General features: G+C 62.0%; 15 protein-coding genes. 2 read left to right on the top strand and 13 right to left on the bottom strand.

Features of this window, described 5'->3' with window-relative positions; all coding sequences use genetic code 11:
- Positions 1-3: 3 nt before the first annotated feature.
- The 6 genes from iolB to AC1D17_RS19300 form a co-directional block, all read right to left on the bottom strand.
- The gene (gene iolB, locus AC1D17_RS19325; RefSeq protein ID WP_477566954.1) at positions 4-804 is read right to left on the bottom strand and encodes a 5-deoxy-glucuronate isomerase; all 801 of its coding nucleotides are present in this window, start codon (positions 802-804) and stop codon (positions 4-6) included.
- A 34-nt stretch (positions 805-838) separates the two neighbouring features.
- Positions 839-1,756: a myo-inosose-2 dehydratase gene (gene iolE / locus AC1D17_RS19320; protein WP_477566953.1), complete on the bottom strand. Its 918-nt coding sequence runs from the start codon at positions 1,754-1,756 to the stop codon at positions 839-841.
- 155 nt (positions 1,757-1,911) lie between these two features.
- Entirely contained in the window at positions 1,912-3,762 is a 1,851-nt protein-coding gene (gene iolD / locus AC1D17_RS19315; protein ID WP_477566952.1) for a 3D-(3,5/4)-trihydroxycyclohexane-1,2-dione acylhydrolase (decyclizing), read from the bottom strand.
- A 212-nt stretch (positions 3,763-3,974) separates the two neighbouring features.
- Positions 3,975-5,906: a bifunctional 5-dehydro-2-deoxygluconokinase/5-dehydro-2-deoxyphosphogluconate aldolase gene (locus tag AC1D17_RS19310; protein WP_477566951.1), complete on the bottom strand. Its 1,932-nt coding sequence runs from the start codon at positions 5,904-5,906 to the stop codon at positions 3,975-3,977.
- Positions 5,907-6,013: 107 nt separating this feature from the next.
- A complete protein-coding gene (locus AC1D17_RS19305; protein ID WP_477566950.1) occupies positions 6,014-6,871 on the bottom strand; it encodes a MurR/RpiR family transcriptional regulator in 858 nt (285 codons plus the stop codon).
- 113 nt (positions 6,872-6,984) lie between these two features.
- Complete coding sequence (locus tag AC1D17_RS19300) at positions 6,985-8,121, bottom strand: Gfo/Idh/MocA family protein (RefSeq protein WP_477566949.1); 1,137 nt, start codon at positions 8,119-8,121, stop codon at positions 6,985-6,987.
- 274 nt (positions 8,122-8,395) lie between these two features.
- Here AC1D17_RS19300 and AC1D17_RS19295 point away from each other — a divergent pair, with 274 nt between their 5' ends.
- A complete protein-coding gene (locus AC1D17_RS19295; protein WP_477566948.1) occupies positions 8,396-9,223 on the top strand; it encodes a class II glutamine amidotransferase in 828 nt (275 codons plus the stop codon).
- Here the strand turns inward: AC1D17_RS19295 and coaBC are convergent.
- Together coaBC and AC1D17_RS19285 are read right to left on the bottom strand one after the other, a co-directional pair.
- Entirely contained in the window at positions 9,209-10,414 is a 1,206-nt protein-coding gene (gene coaBC, locus AC1D17_RS19290) for a bifunctional phosphopantothenoylcysteine decarboxylase/phosphopantothenate--cysteine ligase CoaBC (RefSeq protein WP_477566947.1), read from the bottom strand. The two genes, AC1D17_RS19295 and coaBC, sit on opposite strands and share 15 nt — an antisense overlap.
- 138 nt (positions 10,415-10,552) lie before the next feature.
- Positions 10,553-10,975, bottom strand: coding sequence for a MerR family transcriptional regulator (locus tag AC1D17_RS19285; protein ID WP_477566946.1), 423 nt, complete (start codon positions 10,973-10,975; stop codon positions 10,553-10,555).
- Between the two features lie 83 nt (positions 10,976-11,058).
- On the opposite strand from AC1D17_RS19285, the gene AC1D17_RS19280 reads away from it, so the two are divergent.
- On the top strand, positions 11,059-13,323 hold the full coding sequence (locus tag AC1D17_RS19280; RefSeq protein ID WP_477566945.1) for a heavy metal translocating P-type ATPase: 2,265 nt from the start codon (positions 11,059-11,061) through the stop codon (positions 13,321-13,323).
- A 68-nt stretch (positions 13,324-13,391) separates the two neighbouring features.
- Here AC1D17_RS19280 and AC1D17_RS19275 read toward each other — a convergent pair whose 3' ends face one another.
- The 5 genes from AC1D17_RS19275 to AC1D17_RS19255 form a co-directional block, all read right to left on the bottom strand.
- Positions 13,392-13,859 carry a nucleoside deaminase gene (locus AC1D17_RS19275; RefSeq protein ID WP_477566944.1) on the bottom strand — a complete coding sequence of 156 codons (468 nt, stop codon included), beginning with the start codon at positions 13,857-13,859 and terminating at the stop codon, positions 13,392-13,394.
- A gap of 99 nt (positions 13,860-13,958) precedes the next feature.
- Positions 13,959-15,905 (bottom strand): MacB family efflux pump subunit, encoded by a 1,947-nt coding sequence (locus AC1D17_RS19270; protein WP_477566943.1) that lies wholly within the window; start codon positions 15,903-15,905, stop codon positions 13,959-13,961.
- Between the two features lie 10 nt (positions 15,906-15,915).
- Positions 15,916-17,163, bottom strand: coding sequence for an efflux RND transporter periplasmic adaptor subunit (locus AC1D17_RS19265; protein ID WP_477566942.1), 1,248 nt, complete (start codon positions 17,161-17,163; stop codon positions 15,916-15,918).
- A 225-nt stretch (positions 17,164-17,388) separates the two neighbouring features.
- Entirely contained in the window at positions 17,389-17,655 is a 267-nt protein-coding gene (locus AC1D17_RS19260; protein ID WP_477566941.1) for a hypothetical protein, read from the bottom strand.
- A gap of 102 nt (positions 17,656-17,757) precedes the next feature.
- On the bottom strand, positions 17,758-18,159 hold a 402-nt coding region (locus AC1D17_RS19255), incomplete at its 5' end, for a GNAT family N-acetyltransferase (RefSeq protein WP_477566940.1).

The raw sequence follows: 18,159 nt of genomic DNA, 5'->3' as shown, positions 1-18,159 counted from the left end.
GTATCAGACGCCGGTAAACAGCCACGCATGTTCCTTGGCGTTGTTGAATTTCCAGACCCGCGACGAGCCGGCCATGACATTGAGGTAATAGAGATCGTAGCCATGGATTGCCGCGACCGGATGATAGCCCTTCGGCACCAGCGTCACATCACCATCCTCCACCGCCATCGTCTCGTCCAGCGAGCGGTCGTCGGTATAGACGCGCTGCATGGCGAAACCCTGTGATGGGTTGAGGCGGTGATAATAAGTTTCCTCAAGAAAGCTTTCGGCTGGCAGATTGTCCTCGTCATGCTTGTGCGGCGGATAGGACGAGGTGTGGCCGCCCGGCGTAATGACTTCGACGACCAGCAGCGAATGCGCCGCATTGTCGTCTTCCGGCATGATGTTGGTGACGTAGCGCGTATTGGTATTCTTGCCGCGGGTCATCTGCGGATGGCGGCCGGGTGCGATCACCTGCGCCTTGTAGCCCTCACCGCCCGGAGCGGAGCAGACGGCAAGATCAAGCGCCGTCGTCGCCGTGGCTTCCCAGCGGCTGCCTTTCGGCACGTAAACCGCATAGGGCTGCCCCTCGAACGGCGTCATGCGTTCACCCAGCTCGCCGAAATCCTCGCCATCGACGGAAATCTTCGCCTTGCCCGAGACAAGCACGAGGCAGGTTTCGCGGTCAGCACTTTCGCCTGCCGTCTTCTCGCCTGCCGACAGGCGATTGAGGCCGAAACCGACATAGGTCCAGCCGGCTGACTGAGGCGTGATGTCATGGACGAGGCCGGAAGTGCCTTTTGGTTTGACGAGAAGGTTTGGCATGGTGTGGCTCCTATTGATTTTCATCTGGCTGGGATCACCCCTTGGGGAAGCCTTCCGTTTCCACAGTATAGCCTGCAGCGGTCATGACACGCATCAGTTCGGCATACCCTATCTCCGCCATTTTCTGCGGCGGCGACTTGCGCGGATCCTGCTCGGCCTCGACCACGAACCAACCTTCATAGCCATAGTCGGCGAAACGCTTGACGATGGCGCCGAAATCGAGCGAGCCGTCGCCCGGTACGGTAAAGGCCCCGAGCGCCACGGCGTCGAGGAAGGATTGCTTGCTGCGATCCAGGCCGTCGATGACGACTTGGCGGATATCCTTTACGTGCACATGGTTGATGCGGGCATGGTGGTTGTCGATGGCGCGCAGCACATCACCGCCGGCGAAAGCCAAATGGCCGGCGTCCAGCAGCAGCGGAATGCCTTCGCCCGAATTCTTCATGAATGCGTCGAGTTCCGCTTCGGTTTCCACGACGGCCGCCATGTGATGATGGTAGGAGAGCGGCATGCCCTGATCGGCGCACCATTCGCCGAATTCTGTGACGCGGCGCGCATAGGCCTTCATCTCGTCATCGCCAAGGCGCGGCTTGGTGGCGAGCGGCTTGGAGCGGTCGCCCTGGATAGACCGGCCGACTTCACCATAGACGATGCAGGGCGCATTGACGGCCTTGAACAGTTCGATCATCGGCGCGATGCGGTCCTTGTTGGCCGAGAGTTCCTCATTGACCAGCGTGCCGGAGAACCAGCCGCCGCAGAGCGTCACGTCGGCCGTGCGCAGGATCGGCAGCATTTCACTCGGATTGTTGGGAAAGCGGCGGCCTTGCTCCATGCCGGTGAAGCCCGCACTGCGCGACTGGCGCAGGCATTCTTCGAGCGACACGTCGTCGCTGAGTTCGGGAAGGTCGTCGTTCCACCAAGCGATGGGCGACATGCCGAGTTTGGCTTTCATGAAAATTCTCCTTGGAGGAAGGCAATCGGCCCTCCCTGTCATCCTGTATTCCCGTCATCCTCGGGCTTGACCCGAGGATCCATGGCTCCCGGCGACGCCTCACGGTTGGATCCTCGGGTCAAGCCCGAGGATGACGGAGTTTGTGATTGCTTATCCTAGCCGATACGCTGGGCGGCGAGCGCTTTTTCATAGCCCTTGCGGGCCTCAACGACCTTCGAGCGCTCGGAGACTTCCGGCACCGCCACATCCCACCAGTGACCACCCTCGTCGGTGGTGATCAGCGGGTCGGTATCGATGACGATGACGGTGGTGCGGTTCTCGCCGGCGGTTTCCTTCAGTGCGATTTCCAATTCGTTGATCGAGGCGACCTTGCGGGTGATCGCCCCCATCGCGGCGGCATGTCCGGCGAAGTCGATGGCCGGCAGCGTGACGTGATAGGTATCGCGCAAGAGGTTGTTGAAGTTGGCGCCGCCGGTTGCCATCTGCAGCCGGTTGATGCAGCCGTAACCGGCATTGTCGAGTAGCACGATGGTGATCTTGGCGCCGAGCATGATCGACGAGGCAATCTCGGAATTGAGCATCATGTAGCTGCCGTCGCCGACCATGACGATGACGTCGCTCTCGGGCTTGGCAAGCTTGACGCCAAGACCGCCGGCCACTTCGTAGCCCATGGTCGAGAAGCCGTATTCCATGTGATAGCTGCCGGGCGCATCCGCCTGCCACAGCTTGTGCAATTCGCCAGGCAGACCACCGGCGGCGCAGACCAGCGTCGTATTTTCTTTGCGGGCACGCTGGACGGCGCCGATGACCTGGGCGTCGGACGGCAGAGCCGCGTTGGTGGTGGCGGTCGCTTTTCCGGCAGCCTTCAGCCATTCGGCCTTGCCGTCGGTCGCCTTGTTCGTCCAGGCGGCATCGACCTTGTGCGAGCCGAGGCCGGCGCTTAGGGCATCGAGACCGACGCGGGCGTCGGACACCAGCGGCAGGGCCTCATGCTTGGCGGCGTCGAAGGCCTGGGTGTTGAGGCCGATGATCTTCAGGTCGTCGTTCTTGAACAGCGCCCAGGAGCCGGTGGTGAAATCCTGCATTCGCGAGCCGACGGCAAGAACGACATCGGCATCCTCGGCCACCTGATTGGACGCCGATGTGCCGGTGACGCCGACCGAGCCCATGTTTAGCGGATGGCTGTGCGGCAGCGATGATTTGCCGGCCTGGGTTTCGACGACAGGGATGCCGTGTCTCTCAGCAAAGGCGGCGAGCGTCTTGCTGGCCTCGGAATAAAGCACGCCGCCGCCGGAAATGATCACCGGTTTCCGGGCAGCTTTCAGTACCGTAATCGCATGTGCAAGTTCGTCTGCATCCGGATGCAGGCGGCGGGTCGTCCAGACCTTTTCGTCGAAGAAGCTCTCCGGATAATCATAGGCTTCCGCCTGCACATCCTGGCAAAGCGACAGCGTGACCGGGCCGCAATCGGCGGGGTCGGTCAGCACCTGCATGGCACGGCGCAGCGCCGGGATGATCTGTTCCGGACGGGTGATCCGGTCGAAGTAACGCGAAACGGGACGGAAGCAGTCGTTGACGGTCATGGTGCCGTCGCCGAAATCCTCGATCTGCTGCAAAACCGGATCCGGGCGGCGATTGGCAAAGACATCGCCGGGCAGAAGCAGCACCGGCAGGCGGTTGACGTGCGCCAAGGCCGCCGACGTCACCATGTTGAGCGCGCCGGGGCCTATCGAGGTGGTGCAGGCCATGAAGCGGCGGCGGAAGCTTGCCTTGGCAAAGGCAATCGCCGCATTCGCCATGCCCTGCTCGTTCTGGGCGCGATAGGTCGGCAGCGTATCCTTGATGCCATGCAGCGCCTCGCCGATACCGGCGACATTGCCATGGCCGAAAATGGCGAAGACACCGCCGAAGATCGGCGTCTTCTCGCCCTCGATCACGGTCATCTGCCTGGTGAGAAACCGCGCGACGGCCTGCGCCATGGTCAGGCGAACAGTCTTCTGGCTCATTGTTTCCTCCTCGAACGAGGACATCGCCTCGCATTGAATTCTGCACATGTGGAGGTTTACCCCCCTCTGTCACTTCGTGACATCTCCCCCACAAGGGGGGAGACTATTCTTTTCCCTTGTCGATCGCGAGGCTCACGATGATCTCCCCCCTTGTGGGGGAGATGTCGGCGTCGCCGACAGAGGGGTGCAGTCACAAATGCCGCACCGACCGCTCACGCCACTTTTGTTTCCGCCAGACCAAGCCAGAGATTGACCAGCGCCTCGAATTTGCCCGCCATGTCGGCGATCGCCTGTTCGTCGTTGATCTCGCCCGCAAGCCAGGCCTTGCTGGCTTCGGCAAAGATCGTCCGGCCGACGGCAAAACCCTTGACGGTCTTCGATGTCCGCGCCGCGGCAAAACCTTCCTTCAGCGCTTCATACGGTGCTTCCAGCCCGAGCAGGACGACGCCGCGGCAGAGCGGGTCGCGTTTTTCGATGACGGCATCGATCGCAGCCCAGGCGGCACGGCTTGCCTGCGGCTCGAGCTTCCACCAGTCCGGCTTCAGGCCGGCATCGTAGAGTTCGCTCAGCGCACGCGGGATCGTGTCGTCATCGAGCGTGCCATGCTTGCCGGCGATGATCTCGATCAGGATTTCGCGGCCGACTTTTCGCGCAGCCTCGAAAGCCGAGCGCAACTTGGCGATCTGGGCGGTCTTCATCTCGGCGGGATCATCCGGATTAAAGAAACTCAGGACCTTGATGCAGTGATCGACTGGCCATTCGATCAGCCGGCTACCGAGATCCTGGCTGAATTCGAATTGCAGCGGACGCGAACCGGGAAGCTCGATCGGCTTGCCGATCCAGAAGTTCTTGTTGACCGCATAGAGCGCGTCACGGCCATACTTGTCGTCGATCAGCATGCCGAAGCCGGGGCGGCCGTTGGCAATGCGCTCGGCAGCCTTCACGGCAAGGACTTTGAATGCCGGGATGCGCGCCAGAAGCTCGGCATTGCCGCCGGCCAGATCTTCCAGCTGGCTGCGGTGATCGATGGCAAGCGCCATCAGTTGCGGGATTTCGCGGCGGCGGGTGGTTGCCCAGTGCACGTGGTTGATCGCCTCGTCCTTGCGCAGCGCCTTTTCCTTGCTGCCATTCTCCAGGAAGAATTGCAGCTCGGTCCAGGTCGGGATTTCCGGCGCACAGAGAAGGCGCGAAACGGCAAAGGCACCGCAGGCATTGGCCCAGGTGGCGGATGTCGCATGCGGCTCCCCCTTCAGCCAGCCGCGCAGGAAACCGGACATGAACGCGTCGCCGGCACCGAGAACATTGTAGACCTCGATCGGGAAACCCTTGCCGACGATGCCGTCTTCCAGGTCACCGGAGATCGGGCCGTCATAGACGATGCAGCCCATCGGGCCGCGCTTGAGCACGATCGTCGCCTTGGAATTGGCGCGGATGGTCTTGAGTGCCGCCAGCAGATCGCTGTCGCCGGATGCGATCAGCACTTCCTCTTCGGTGCCGACGATCAGATCGCAATCGGCAAGCACCGTCTTCAGATGCGCAGAGACTTTGTCCGATGCGATATAACGGTTGTCGCCGGCGTCATGACCGGCAAGGCCCCAGAGGTTGGGGCGGTAATCGATATCGAAGACCACCTTGGCGCCGCTTTCCTTGGCGATGCGGATCGCCTTGCGCTGGGCGGCATCGGTATGCGGCTTGGCGAAATGCGTCCCGGTGACAAGAATTGCCCGGGCGGAACGGATGAAGTCTTCCGAAACGTCGTCTTCGCAAAGCGCGCTGTCGGCGCAGTTGTCGCGGTAAAACAGAAGCGGGAAGGAATGATCGCTTTCGACAGCCAGAATGGCAAGCGCCGTCAGCCGTTCCGGATCGGTGACGATGCCCCTGGTCTCGACGCCTTCACGCTCCAGCTGTTCCTGGATGAAGCGGCCCATCTGCTCCTTGCCGACGCGGGTGAGAAGCGCCGACTTCAGGCCGAGGCGGGCGGTTCCGACGGAAATATTGGTGGGGCAGCCGCCGACGGACTTGGCGAAACTGGCGACATCTTCCAGCCGCGTGCCGATCTGCTGGCCGTAAAGATCGACCGAGGCACGGCCGATGGTGATGAGGTCGAGCGGCTTGTCTGCCTGCGTCCTGTTGGTCTGACTCACTGCTTCCTCCCGGCGGGCGCCTGCGTCGCGCCGACATCTTTAATGTCTGTAGGTGATCGCCTTATGAAACATAGGTTCCGACATCTAGTCAATATGGAATTTTCATTCTATTCTCGTTCTTTGCCGTTCCGCCGCCGCTTTTCGGCAACCGCCACCGTCAGCGCCATGGCGAAGGCCATGCTGGCCGAGAGCGAACGGAACCCGGCATGATCGGCCTCGACAAGCTCGAACCAGACCTTGGACGATTCCGCCAGCGGCGAAAAGGCCGAGTCCGTCAGCGAGACGACCGGCACCTTTTGATTGGCGAGCATTTTTGCCTGATTGACGCTTTCCGAGGCATAGGGCGAGAAACTGACGGCGAAGGCAGCATCCTTCGACCCTGCCATGGCCAGAATATCGTCATCGATCCCGGCCGCCGTACCAACCATCTGGTATCTGACCTTCAACTTGCCGAAGGCATAGGCCATATAGCCGGAGATCGGATAGGAGCGGCGCTTGGCAACCAGATAGATCGTCTCGGCCCCGGCGAGGATATTGACGGCCCGCTCGAAGGCTTCCGGCTCGACGGAGGAGGCGATGTTATCGAGCGAACGATGCGCGGCGGCGACGAAGCCGTTGAAGATCGAGCCGCTTTCCAGCTTGCTGTGATCATTGCCGCTCAGTGCTTTCAGGCGCTCGTCATACCCCGGCGTGCGCTCACGCAACCTTGCCCGAAAAATCTGCTGCAGACTGGAAAAACCCTCGAAGCCGAAATGCTGGGCGAAGCGGACCAGCGTCGAGGGCTGCACATCGGCCGACGTGGCGATACTGGCGGCTGTGCCGAAGGCGATCTCGTYGGGGTTGTCGAGGGCGTAGGCGGCGACCTGGCGCAACCGCTTCGGCAATTGCGCCTTGCGCTCCAGAATCATCGCTTTGAGACCGTCAAAATCCTGCGGAATAGCGATGCTGTTTTCCGTTTCGGCCATCTATCCGGGTCTCTTTCTGCGTTTGCGCTGCCGTCAAAACCTTATGCGAGGAATGGGGCAAGGAATAGAACATTCATTCTACAGTTCCATTTTTCCCACCGCTTCACGAATTGCTAGCCTTTGCCGATGCTCACCCATTCATTGGTTTTCGCGGACTGGTAGCTAGCAGAGACGACTTTCTGCACTTCAAACCCTTCGCGGAAATCGGTGCCTGGCGTGGTGCCCGTCGCGATCGCTGACAGGAACTCGTTGGCTTCGATGGCTTTCAAATCGTTGAAGCCAATCTGGTGACCGGGAGCGACACAGAAGGCACCGTAAGGTGGATGCTCCGGGCCTGCCCAGATCGTACGGTAACCTCGGGTGCGGATGCCGTCGCCGGCAAACCAGACTTTGAGTTCGTTCATCCGTTCCTGCGTGAAGACGATGCTGCCTTTCGACCCGTAGATTTCGAAATCATGCTGCATCTTGCGGCCGGTGGCGCTCCAATTGGCCTCGAAGCTGCCGGTCGCGCCGCCTTCGAACCGCACGAAGGCGCGGGTGATATCGTCCACCTCAACGGCGCGCATCTCGCTTGATCCGCGCGCCACCGGACGCTCCGGCACCTGGATGATGGTTTCAGCGAGGACCGAGGCAATCGGCCCGACCAGATGGCGCAGCGATGCAATAATATGGCTACCGATATCTGCGAGCGCGCCTCCGCCGCTTTTCGGATCAAGCCGCCAGCCCCAGGGGGCAGATGCGTCCATCATGAAATCCTCGGCATGGATGCCGCGCACCGAGCGAATCTCGCCGATCTCACCGCTTTCGATCAGGTCCTTGGCAAGGAAAATCATCGGATTCTTCAGATAGTTGAATCCGACCTGGGTCATCACGCCGGCTTTCTCGGCGGCGGCGACCATTTCTGCACAATCGGTAACGGTGGGGGCCAGCGGCTTCTCGCAATAGACATGCTTGCCGTGGGCGATGGCGGCGAGCGCCATCTCCTTGTGGAGAAGATTGGGCGTGGTGATGTCGATGATGTCGATATCCGGATCGGTCAGAAGCGCGCGCCAGTCGGCCGTCGCCTTGCGGAAGCCCAGATTGCGGCGTGCCTTTTCCGCGCCGTCCAGCGAGACATCGGCAACCGAGACCAGGTCGAGGTCGAACGGCTGGTCGAAGACCCGTGCCGCGATCGTAAAGCCGAGTGCATGGGCCTTGCCCATGAAACCCGTTCCGATCAAACCCACGCCGATCCTGCGCTTGCCATTCATGCCTGCGTACTCCCCTCGCCGCGCTGCGCAGCTTATGAGACATCATGAAATGATACGAGCAAACACTGTCAAGATGGAATGTTTATTCGAATATCGCCGCTGCATGGTTCCCTTGGAAACATATCAACGGGGAGAAAACGGTAGATTGAACGGCAAGATGTGGAAATGATCCTGTTCGTTAACGCATTTTTACCATGTTCGGCCGGATGATCGGTTCATATCATGGTTAACGAACCATCAAGGCGGGCCATCCCCGCGATCTGGAGTAGTGTGAATGTGCCGCTGGGCAGCCTATCGCGGAGAGCCGCTTTATCTGGAAGAACTGGTATCGTCGCCGGCCCATTCGCTGATCGAGCAATCTCACTGCGCCACCCGGGCCAAGACAGCGACAAACGGCGATGGCTTCGGCATTGCCTGGTATGGCGACCATCCGGAGCCCGGCCGCTACCGCGACATCCTGCCTGCCTGGTCGGACTGCAATCTGAAGAGCATCGCCCGGCAGATCCGCTCACCGCTGTTTCTTGCCCACGTGCGGGCAGCGACCGGCGGCGGCACGCGGCGCGACAATTGCCACCCCTTCGTGCACGGCCGCTGGTCCTTCATGCACAACGGCCAGATCGGCGACTTCGAGCATCTGCGCCGGCCGATGGAGGCGATGCTCGACAACGACCTGTACACCGCCCGCACCGGCTCGACCGATAGCGAGCTTCTGTTTCTGCTGGCGCTGCAATTCGGCCTCGAGCAGGATCCGCTTGGCGCTATCGCCGAAACGCTGGCTTTCGTCGAACGCCTGGCCGAACATCTGGAGCGCAAGGTTCTGGTGCGATTTACCGCAGCACTTTCCGACGGCCACGATCTCTATGCCGTGCGCTATGCGTCGGACTGGAAAGCCCCGACGCTCTATGCGGCGCCGATGGGGCCGAGCGGCGGCTATTGCCTGGTCTCCGAACCGCTCAACGACGACGACAATGCCTGGGTGGAAATTCCCGACGGCACGGCTGTCATCGTCGGGGAAAACGGCGTCGACGTCCGCCTGTTCGGGACGCAGGGTGCTACCCCGGACATTTCGCGGATGGGGCGGGTAGCGTCAGGAAAAATGTGAGGCGATGAGCCGGCCAAGCCGTTCGGCAACGGCCTGCTTGTCCATGTCCGGCCAGTCCTCGTCGCCCGATTTGCCAATCACCTTCACGGTGTTGCGGTCACCACCCATAATGCCGGTATGGGGCGAGACGTCGTTGGCGACGATATAATCCGCCCCCTTGCGTTCCAGCTTCGAGCGGCCGTTTTCGGCGACATTCTGCGTTTCCGCGGCAAAGCCGACGACCAGTTTCGGTCGTTTGGCGTGGTGGCCAATGGTTTTCAGAATATCCGGGTTTTCTGTCAGCAGCAGCGGCGGCGGCGCTTCGCCGGGCTGTTTCTTGATCTTGTTTCCGGAAGCAGCAGCCACGCGCCAGTCGGCAACGGCGGCGACCATCACGGCGATATCGGCCGGCAGTGCCGCAATCACGGCGTCGCGCATTTCCTCGGCCCGCTCGACATGAACGACCTTCACCCCCTTCGGTTCGGGGATCGTGACCGGACCGGAGACCAGCGTCACGTCCGCCCCCAGCCGGGCGAGTTCGGCGGCAATGGCGTGGCCCTGCTTTCCGGATGAGCGATTGGCGATATAGCGCACCGGATCGATCGGCTCATGCGTTGGGCCGGAGGTAACGATCGCTTTCTTGCCTGCCAGAGGTTTCGGGCCAGCATCGAGCAGCGCCTCGGCAGCAGCGGCGATCTGCAGTGGTTCGGCCATCCGGCCCTCGCCCTTTTCGCCGCTTTCGGCCATTTCGCCGGCGGCCGGACCGATAAAGCGGAGGCCATCGGCCAGAAGCGTCGCATGGTTGCGGCGAGTGGCGGGATGCGACCACATCTTCGGGTTCATCGCCGGGGCGACGAGTACCGGCTTGTCCGTGGCCAAAAGGACGGTCGAGGCCAGATCGTCGGCCAGACCGTGCGCCATCTTCGCCATCAGGTCGGCGGTGGCAGGAGCGACGACGATCAGATCGCAATCGCGGGCAAGGCGGATGTGGCCAACATCCTGCTCGTCCTCGCGGGAAAACAGCTCGGTGAACACCTTGTCCGCCGAAAGCGCACCGACGGCAAGCGGCGTCACGAAAGCCTGCGCGCCCGCCGTCATCACCGGCCGCACGGACGCACCGCGCTCGCGCAGCCGGCGGATCAGATCGAGGCTCTTATAGGCCGCGATGCCGCCGGAAATGATGAGAAGAATGCGTTTTCCCTGAAGCGTCATGGCGAATTCCGGTTTCGGCGGGCCGTTGCGCCCTGCCCTTTCGGCTGACCCTACTCGACGGGCCGTTGGGAGGCAATCAGCCCGCCGCTATCCGCAAGGCCACCGCCAGCTATCGAGACTGGCCACATGACGCACGGATCAGTGGCCATGATGCGTGCACTGGGCATGATCGGCAAGCACCTCAATCACCCGGCATTGATCGACCCGACCGTGGCCGCAGCCCTCGACCATCATTTCCAGTTCGGCCTTCAACGCCATCAGGCTGCGTATCCGCTGCTCCACCTCGATGAGCCGGGCCTTGGCAATCGCATCGGCGGTCGCGCAAGGCTGGAGTGGATTATCCTGCAGGCTGAGAAGCGTGCGGATCGCCTCCACCTCGAAGCCGAGTTCGCGCGCATGGCGGATAAAGGTGAGGCGGTCGAGGTCAGGCTGCTCATAGGAACGCTGGTTGCCCTCGCTGCGGCTCGGCTCCCGCAGCAGCCCGATGCCCTCGTAATAGCGGATGGTCGGCACCTTGACGCCGCTTTTTCGGGCGGCCTCGCCAATGGTGATCTTTTTCATGATTTTTCCCCTTGCACCTCTAGCCACTAGAGGATGTAGGTAAGTTGCCAGAGTTTGACAAGCACCGACACAGGAAGCGGACAATGGCAGAGGCGGTACAGACGCGATACCGGGTAGAGGGCATGGATTGCGCCTCTTGCGCGGCCAAAATCGACACAGCAGTCCGGCGCATGCCGGGCGTCACAGACGTTTCGGTTTCGGTGACGGCGGGAACCATGACCGTGAACCACGAAGCGGTTAGCGACCTCACGGCTATCGCCAGGAAGGTCACGGGGCTTGGCTTTTCGGTCTCGCAGCTCGCCGGCAAGACCGCGCCGGTTACCGAGCCCAAGCAAGCATGCTGCGGCCATGATCACGGCGATCACAGCCATGCCCCCCACGATCACGCAGACCATAGTGACCATGCGGGACACGACCATTCGAAACCCGCGGCCGGAGATGCGGCCGAAAGCTTGCACGGGCATGACCATCGCCCGACCGCCGGTCCCTGGTGGGCAAGCAAAAAGGGCAGACTGACGATCCTTTCGGGTGCCGCGCTGGTCGTTGCCTATGCCGTCGGCCACCTCGTGCCGTCGATCGCGCCTTACGCCTTTATCGCCGCCATGCTGATCGGACTTATCCCGATTGCCCGGCGCGCCGTCATGGCGGCGATGGCAGGGACACCGTTTTCGATCGAAATGCTGATGACCATCGCTGCCGTCGGCGCGGTTATCATCAATGCCGGCGAAGAGGCCGCCGCAGTGGTCTTTCTGTTCCTTGTCGGCGAACTCCTGGAAGGCGTGGCGGCGGGCAAGGCCCGCCAGAGCATCCAGTCGCTGACAGCACTCGTGCCGAAGGAAGCGCTGCTGGAGGTCAACGGCCAGACGCGCGCGGTTCCGGCCGAAAGCCTTACCGTCGGTGCGACCATTCTCGTTCGCCCCGGCGACCGTATCTCTGCGGATGGCCTGATCCTGTCGGGCGAAAGCGCCATCGACGAGGCGCCGGTGACCGGCGAAAGCACGCCGGTGCGCAAGAGCGTCGACGACAAGGTCTTTGCCGGCACGATCAATGGTGACGCGGCGCTGCGCGTCCGGGTAACGGCCACCGCCGCCGACAACACCATTGCCCGCGTCGTCAAGCTGGTCGAAGAAGCCCAGGAATCCAAGGCGCCGACCGAGCGTTTCATCGACCGTTTTTCACGTTACTACACGCCCGGTGTCGTGGTCGTTGCCGCGCTGGTGGCAATCATTCCGCCGCTGTTTCTGGGCGGCGTTTGGGGGGAATGGGTCTACAAGGGCCTCGCCATCCTGCTCATCGGCTGCCCCTGCGCCCTGGTGATCTCGACGCCGGCTGCCATTGCCGCCTCGCTTTCCGCCGGTGCCCGGCGCGGCCTGCTGTTGAAGGGCGGCGCAGTGCTGGAGACGCTGGGCTCAATCACGGCCGTCGCGCTGGACAAGACCGGTACGCTGACCGAAGGCAAGCCCAAGGTCACGGATATCGTCGCCTTCGGCCATTCCGAAGCCGACGTACTGACGTTCGCCGCAGCTCTTGAAACCGGCTCGAGCCACCCGCTGGCCAAGGCGATCCTTGATCGTGCCGCAGCCGGCAAGGTCGTCATTCCAGCCGTACCCGACGCCAAGGCGCTGGGCGGCAAGGGCGTAACGGCGACGGTCGACGGCAAGGCGGTCTTCTTCGGTTCGCCGCAGGCAGCCGGTGATCGCGTTGCGCTGTCGGCTAGACAGACGGCGCAAATCACCGCGCTCAACGACGAGGGCAAGACCGTCTCCGTGCTGATCATCGGTGACACGCTGGCCGGTGCGATCGCCATGCGCGACGAGCCGCGCACCGATGCAAGATCCGGGCTGAAAGCACTGACGGATAAGGGCGTAAAGATCGTCATGCTGACTGGCGACAACAAGCGCACGGCAACCGCGATCGGCAGTGAGCTCGGGATCGAGGTGCGCGCCGAACTGATGCCCGAAGACAAGCAGCGGATCGTTGGTGAACTGAAGCAACAAGGCCTTATCGTTGCCAAGGTCGGCGATGGGATCAACGATGCACCGGCGCTGGCAGCGGCCGATATCGGCATCGCCATGGGCGGCGGCACCGATGTGGCGCTTGAAACGGCCGATGCCGCCGTGCTTCACGGCCGGGTGGGCGATGTCGCCGAAATGATCGACCTGTCGAAACGCACGATGGGCAATATCCGCCAGAACATCACCATCGCTCTGGGCCTGAAGGCTGTGTTCCTGATCACCACCATCGCCGGCATTACCGGGCTGTGGCCGGCGATCCTTGCCGATACGGGCGCGACCGTGCTGGTGACGATCAATGCGCTGAGGCTTCTGGCACCCGTGCGCAGCATCTGACATCTGATTTCCGGCGGCCTGTCTGCCGCCGGAACCGCAATCGCGGACAGCAGGTGAAATACAGCCGCCTAACCCTCCTGCATCTTCCTCCAGAGTTCGTAGATATCCTCTTCGCCCTTGGGCCGGACTGGACGATAGGCAAAATTCATCTGCTGTTCGGCGAGAGGCTTTTGGAGGTCCGCATAAAGCGGAGCGGAGGTCAGCCCGAAAGGCGCACCGTCCTCGTTTGAATAGGCGTAGTAAATGTCGGTGATGCCGGCAAGACGCATGGCAGCAAGACACATCGGACACGGATGGCCGCTGGCATACATGGTGGCGCCCTTGAGGATCGGCGAATGGCGCTTGATGGCCGCCGCGCGCACGGCGATCAGTTCGGCATGGGACGTCGGGTCGTGCGTTTCCACCACACCGTTGACGCCGTGGGCGACGACCTCGCCGTCCATGACCAGCACGGCGCCGAACGGGCGTCCGCCTCTGCGGACATTCTCGCGGGCAAGCGCGATGGCCTCCGTCATGAAGCGATCTGCATCCGACATAGGCTTTCTCCTGTTGGTTCGTCCTGTTTCGCTTGCACCATTGGAGACGATGAGCGGAGCGGCGTCAATCGTCGCAGTGGACGCCGCCATGAACGGCTATCAGGTTGACGCCAGTGCCACGGCCGGCTGCAGGCGGGAGGCATTGTAGGCGGGCAAATAGCCGAAGACCAACCCGGTGAGAAAGGCGCTGCCAAAGGCGAGAATGACAGGACCGGGGGCGAAGCTGACGGCAATGCCGAAGGCCTGCGCCACGGCGCCGATGCTCAGGCCCAGACCCACGCCGATCAGGCCGCCGAGCGCGGAGACGACCAGCGCCTCGACGATGAACTGGGTGAGGATATCGCGGCCACGGGCGCCGGTCGCCATGCGGATGCCGATCTCGCGGGTACGCTCGGTGACCGAGACCAGCATGATGTTCATCACCCCGATACCGCCGACAACCAGCGAGATGGCCGCGATCGAGCCGAGGAAGACTTTCAGGATATTCGACGTTTCAGTGAAGGTTTCGCGGATCGCCGCCATATTGATGATCTGCGTGTCCTGGCGTTTGTGGCGTTCGTCAAGCAAGGCCTGGATCTGGTCCTGCGTCACGTTGATGGCACTGGCATCCTTCACCTGCACGGTGATGGACCGGACGTTCCTTGCCCCGAAGAGGCGCAGGTTTCCCGTGGACAGCGGCACCAGCACGGTGTCGTCCTGATCGTTGCCGCCGGCGCTGGCGCCCTTCTTCGACATCACGCCGATCACCTGGAAGGGGATGTTCTTGATGAGAATATACTGGCCGAGCGGATCGGCGCCATCGGGAAACAGCGTATCTGCCACCGTCCTGCCCAGCACCGCGACGCCCGCATAGGCGTCCATATCCGCCGTTTCGAGGAAGGCGCCCTCCTCGACCGTCCATGACTTCGCCTGCGGGAACTGCGGCACCGTACCATTGACCGTTGTCTGCGTATCGAGATTGCCGGCGCGCACGGTGAGCGTGCTCGACATTTCCGGCACAGCGAAGCTGATATTCGGCAGTTCCAGGATGGCATTGGCATCCGATGGGATCAAGGAGACGATGCTGCCCCCTTCGCCGCCGCGAAAATTGGACATATTGGGCCGCACGACCAGAAGATCGGACCCCATAGCGGCGATGCGGCTCAACACTGAGTCCTGCGCGCCTGTGCCGATGGCAAGCATGGCAACGACGGAACTGACGCCGATGACGATGCCGAGCAGTGTGAGGATGGTCCGAAACAGATTGGCCCTGAGCGCCCGGAACGACATGCGCACCGCCTCGGCAACGTCGGTAACGATGGCAGCCTTGCCAACGCTTCTCGCTGCCAGCGCCGGCTTGGCGCGGCCGATCCGCCTGATATTGCCGGGAATACGGTCGGCGACGATCAGGCCATCGCTGATCTCGATGACGCGGTCGGCGGATTCGGCCAGTTCCGGGGCGTGGGTGATGATGATGACGGTATGGCCATCGTCGTTCATCTGCCGCAGCGTCGCCATCACTTCCTTGCCGCTCTGGCTATCGAGTGCGCCGGTCGGTTCGTCGGCGAGAATGATCTGACCGCCGTTCATCAGCGCCCGGGCGATCGACACACGCTGCTGCTGACCGCCGGAAAGCTGGTTCGGCAGGTGATCGAGCCGGTCGCCGAGACGCAGCGAGCGCAGGAGCATGCTGGCCCGCTCTTCGCGCTCCCGCGACGGCATGCCGGCATAGATGGCGGGGATCTCGACATTTTCCTGTGCGGTTGCCGTCGGCACCAGATTGTAACTCTGGAATACGAAGCCGAACATCTGGCGGCGTCTTGCGGCCAGTTCGTCGGCATTCAGGCCCGAGACGTCCTCGCCTTCGAGCAGATATTGACCGCCTGTCGGCGTATCGAGACAGCCGAGAAGGTTCATCAGCGTCGACTTGCCCGAGCCGGACGCGCCGACGATGGCAACGAATTCGCCCGGCTGGATATCCATCGAAACGCCGCGCAGCACCTCGACGGCCACGTCGCCGTTGACGAAGGTCTTGCGGATATCCTTGAGCGAGATGAGCGGGGTCATGGGCTGCGCCTCAGAACATCGGCGGCATGCCGCGCCGCGCATTAACCCGGCTCGACGATGCAGCCTTGTCGCCGGAGCCCGTGCCGACGACGACGGCATCGTTTTCATCCAGGCCCTTGGTGACCTCGATCCGCACCCGGTTGCGGATGCCGGTCTCGACCTTGCGGGTTTCGTGGGCGCCAGACGCCGTGACGACGGTGACTTCGCCCGATTTTCCGTCGTTGCCGGAGTGAACGGCGGCGACCGGAACGGTCAGCACGTTTTCCGCCGACGATCGCACGAAAAAGACCTGCGCCGTCATGTTCATCATCAGCGTACCCTCGGGATTGGGGACGTCGAACAGGGCGTAGTAGAGCACGACATTGTTTTCGGTCGACGGCGTCGGCTTGATCTGGCGCAAGGTGCCGGGATAGCGCTTGCCGGGCTGGCCAAGCAGGGTGAAGTAGGCGTCCATCCCGACTTTCAGCTTGCCGACATCGGCCTCCGACACTTCGGCCTCGACCGTCATGGTCGAAAGATCGCCGATCATCACGATGGTCGGCGCCGTCTGGTTGGCATTCAGCGTCTGGCCTTCCTTGGCCGATGTATTGACGATCGTGCCGGTCAGCGGCGCATAGATCTTGGTATAGCCAAGGCTGATGCGGGCATCCTTTAGCGTCGCCTGCTGCTTGCGGACCTGGGCTTTCAGTGCATCGACATTGGCTTCGGCCGTGGCAAGTGCCGCCACAGCCTCGTCGAGTGCCGACTGCGCGGCGCTATTGCCGGCGACAAGCGCCCGCTGGCGCGTAAGATTGGCAGCGGACAGCACGACCTGCGCATTCTTGTCGATCATCTGGGCCTCAAGATTGGCAAGCTCGGCTTCGGCAATCTCGATCTGCGTTTCGATGGAAGCACTGTCGATCTCTGCGATCAGTTGGCCTTCCTTGACGCTGTCGCCGATTTCGACCTTCAGGCTCTTTAGCTGTCCGGAAACCTGTGCACCGACATCGACATCCTTGATCGGGCTCAAGAGACCGGACGCCGTCACGCTGTTTTCGATATCGCCGCGCACCGGCATCTCGGTGACGACCGTCTCTGCCGTGCCCTGGTTGCCGTAAACCGACCATCCGTACCAGCCGGCCGCAACGGCCAAAAGGACCGCAAGAATCAGCCAGCGCCTGCGCGAGCGCGCCCGCCTGCTGCGCACCGGTGCTGGCTGGGTGGCAGGCCGCTCGTCCTCTTCAATCACAGGCGCAATTTTCCGGGTGGCATCCGCCATTCGCATATCTTTCCGATTACTTCGGGTTCGGGGTCGTCATTCACAGCAACAGCTGGCCTGAAACTACGCCCTAATGAAGTCCAACGGCATGAAATCTTTGTAATGTTTTCCGTTTTTCGTTTCGTAGTGTTTCCGCAAGATCGGTTGTCGGATGGAACCTGCGCACAAAAACCGGCGGAGCGAACCGCCGGTTTCGTCCGTTTCCGCTCTGCCGGCGACGCCGGATCAGTCGCAGATCCTGATGCGCTTGATGACCAGATTGCCGTAATAATCATACTTGCGGATTTTCTTGATCCAGCAATTGGGCTCGTAATAGCGCGTCTTGTAGTAATGGCGCTTGTGGCCATAGTCGTGATCGACCTGGCCGTAGCCGCCGTCATTATAACTGCCGTCATTATAACCGCCGCCATAATAACCGCCAGCCTCAGACGGAGCCGCAAAGGAAAGCGCCGCACCGGCGGCAACGATGGAAGCGATGATCAGTTTGCGCATGGTGGTCTCTCCTTAGATTGTTGCCTGGATAAGCCCGCCTCATCCTTGAGAACGACAATCTCACACTGGCAACAACCCGGCAGTTCCCGATGGAACTCGGCGTCAACCGTCCGATTTTTTGATCCTGGCCATGGCGAGCACATCCGCAAACGTTCCATCGCGAAACGCGTAGGCCCTGTGAACGCCCTCGGCTTCAAAGCCGGCCGTCTCGTAAAGCGCGATGGCCGCTGCATTATCGGTAAAGACCGTGAGCTCGATGCGGATGATGTTCAGCCAATTGTCCGCGGCATCCATGAGATCGAGCAAAAGGGCCTTGCCGATACCTTGCCGATGGTAGGCATCGTGGACACTCATCCCGAGCACCGCTGCGTGATGACGCCGTCCGCTCTGGCGATGGAGACCGGCGGCACCGACAATGATGCCATCCCTTTCGGCGACGAGTTGAAGTCCTCCGTCTGACGGCGTCTCCAGAAAGGATCGGACCTGTTCCGGACTGGTATGGGG

The sequence above is a fragment of the Pararhizobium sp. P1_E7 genome (genome assembly GCF_056405855.1).
The sequence above is the reverse complement of the archived record's forward strand: the minus strand, read 5'-3'. Positions and strand labels throughout refer to the sequence as shown.

Bases quoted from the DNA above. Each gene is read 5' to 3' on its own strand.
- iolB (WP_477566954.1), bottom strand. From the start codon at position 804: ATGCCAAACCTTCTCGTCAAACCAAAAGGCACTTCCGGCCTCGTCCAT.
- iolE (WP_477566953.1), bottom strand. From the start codon at position 1,756: ATGAAAGCCAAACTCGGCATGTCGCCCATCGCTTGGTGGAACGACGAC.
- iolD (WP_477566952.1), bottom strand. From the start codon at position 3,762: ATGAGCCAGAAGACTGTTCGCCTGACCATGGCGCAGGCCGTCGCGCGG.
- AC1D17_RS19300 (WP_477566949.1), bottom strand. From the start codon at position 8,121: ATGAATGGCAAGCGCAGGATCGGCGTGGGTTTGATCGGAACGGGTTTC.
- AC1D17_RS19295 (WP_477566948.1), top strand. From the start codon at position 8,396: ATGTGCCGCTGGGCAGCCTATCGCGGAGAGCCGCTTTATCTGGAAGAA.
- coaBC (WP_477566947.1), bottom strand. From the start codon at position 10,414: ATGACGCTTCAGGGAAAACGCATTCTTCTCATCATTTCCGGCGGCATC.
- AC1D17_RS19285 (WP_477566946.1), bottom strand. From the start codon at position 10,975: ATGAAAAAGATCACCATTGGCGAGGCCGCCCGAAAAAGCGGCGTCAAG.
- AC1D17_RS19280 (WP_477566945.1), top strand. From the start codon at position 11,059: ATGGCAGAGGCGGTACAGACGCGATACCGGGTAGAGGGCATGGATTGC.
- AC1D17_RS19275 (WP_477566944.1), bottom strand. From the start codon at position 13,859: ATGTCGGATGCAGATCGCTTCATGACGGAGGCCATCGCGCTTGCCCGC.
- AC1D17_RS19270 (WP_477566943.1), bottom strand. From the start codon at position 15,905: ATGACCCCGCTCATCTCGCTCAAGGATATCCGCAAGACCTTCGTCAAC.
- AC1D17_RS19265 (WP_477566942.1), bottom strand. From the start codon at position 17,163: ATGGCGGATGCCACCCGGAAAATTGCGCCTGTGATTGAAGAGGACGAG.
- AC1D17_RS19260 (WP_477566941.1), bottom strand. From the start codon at position 17,655: ATGCGCAAACTGATCATCGCTTCCATCGTTGCCGCCGGTGCGGCGCTT.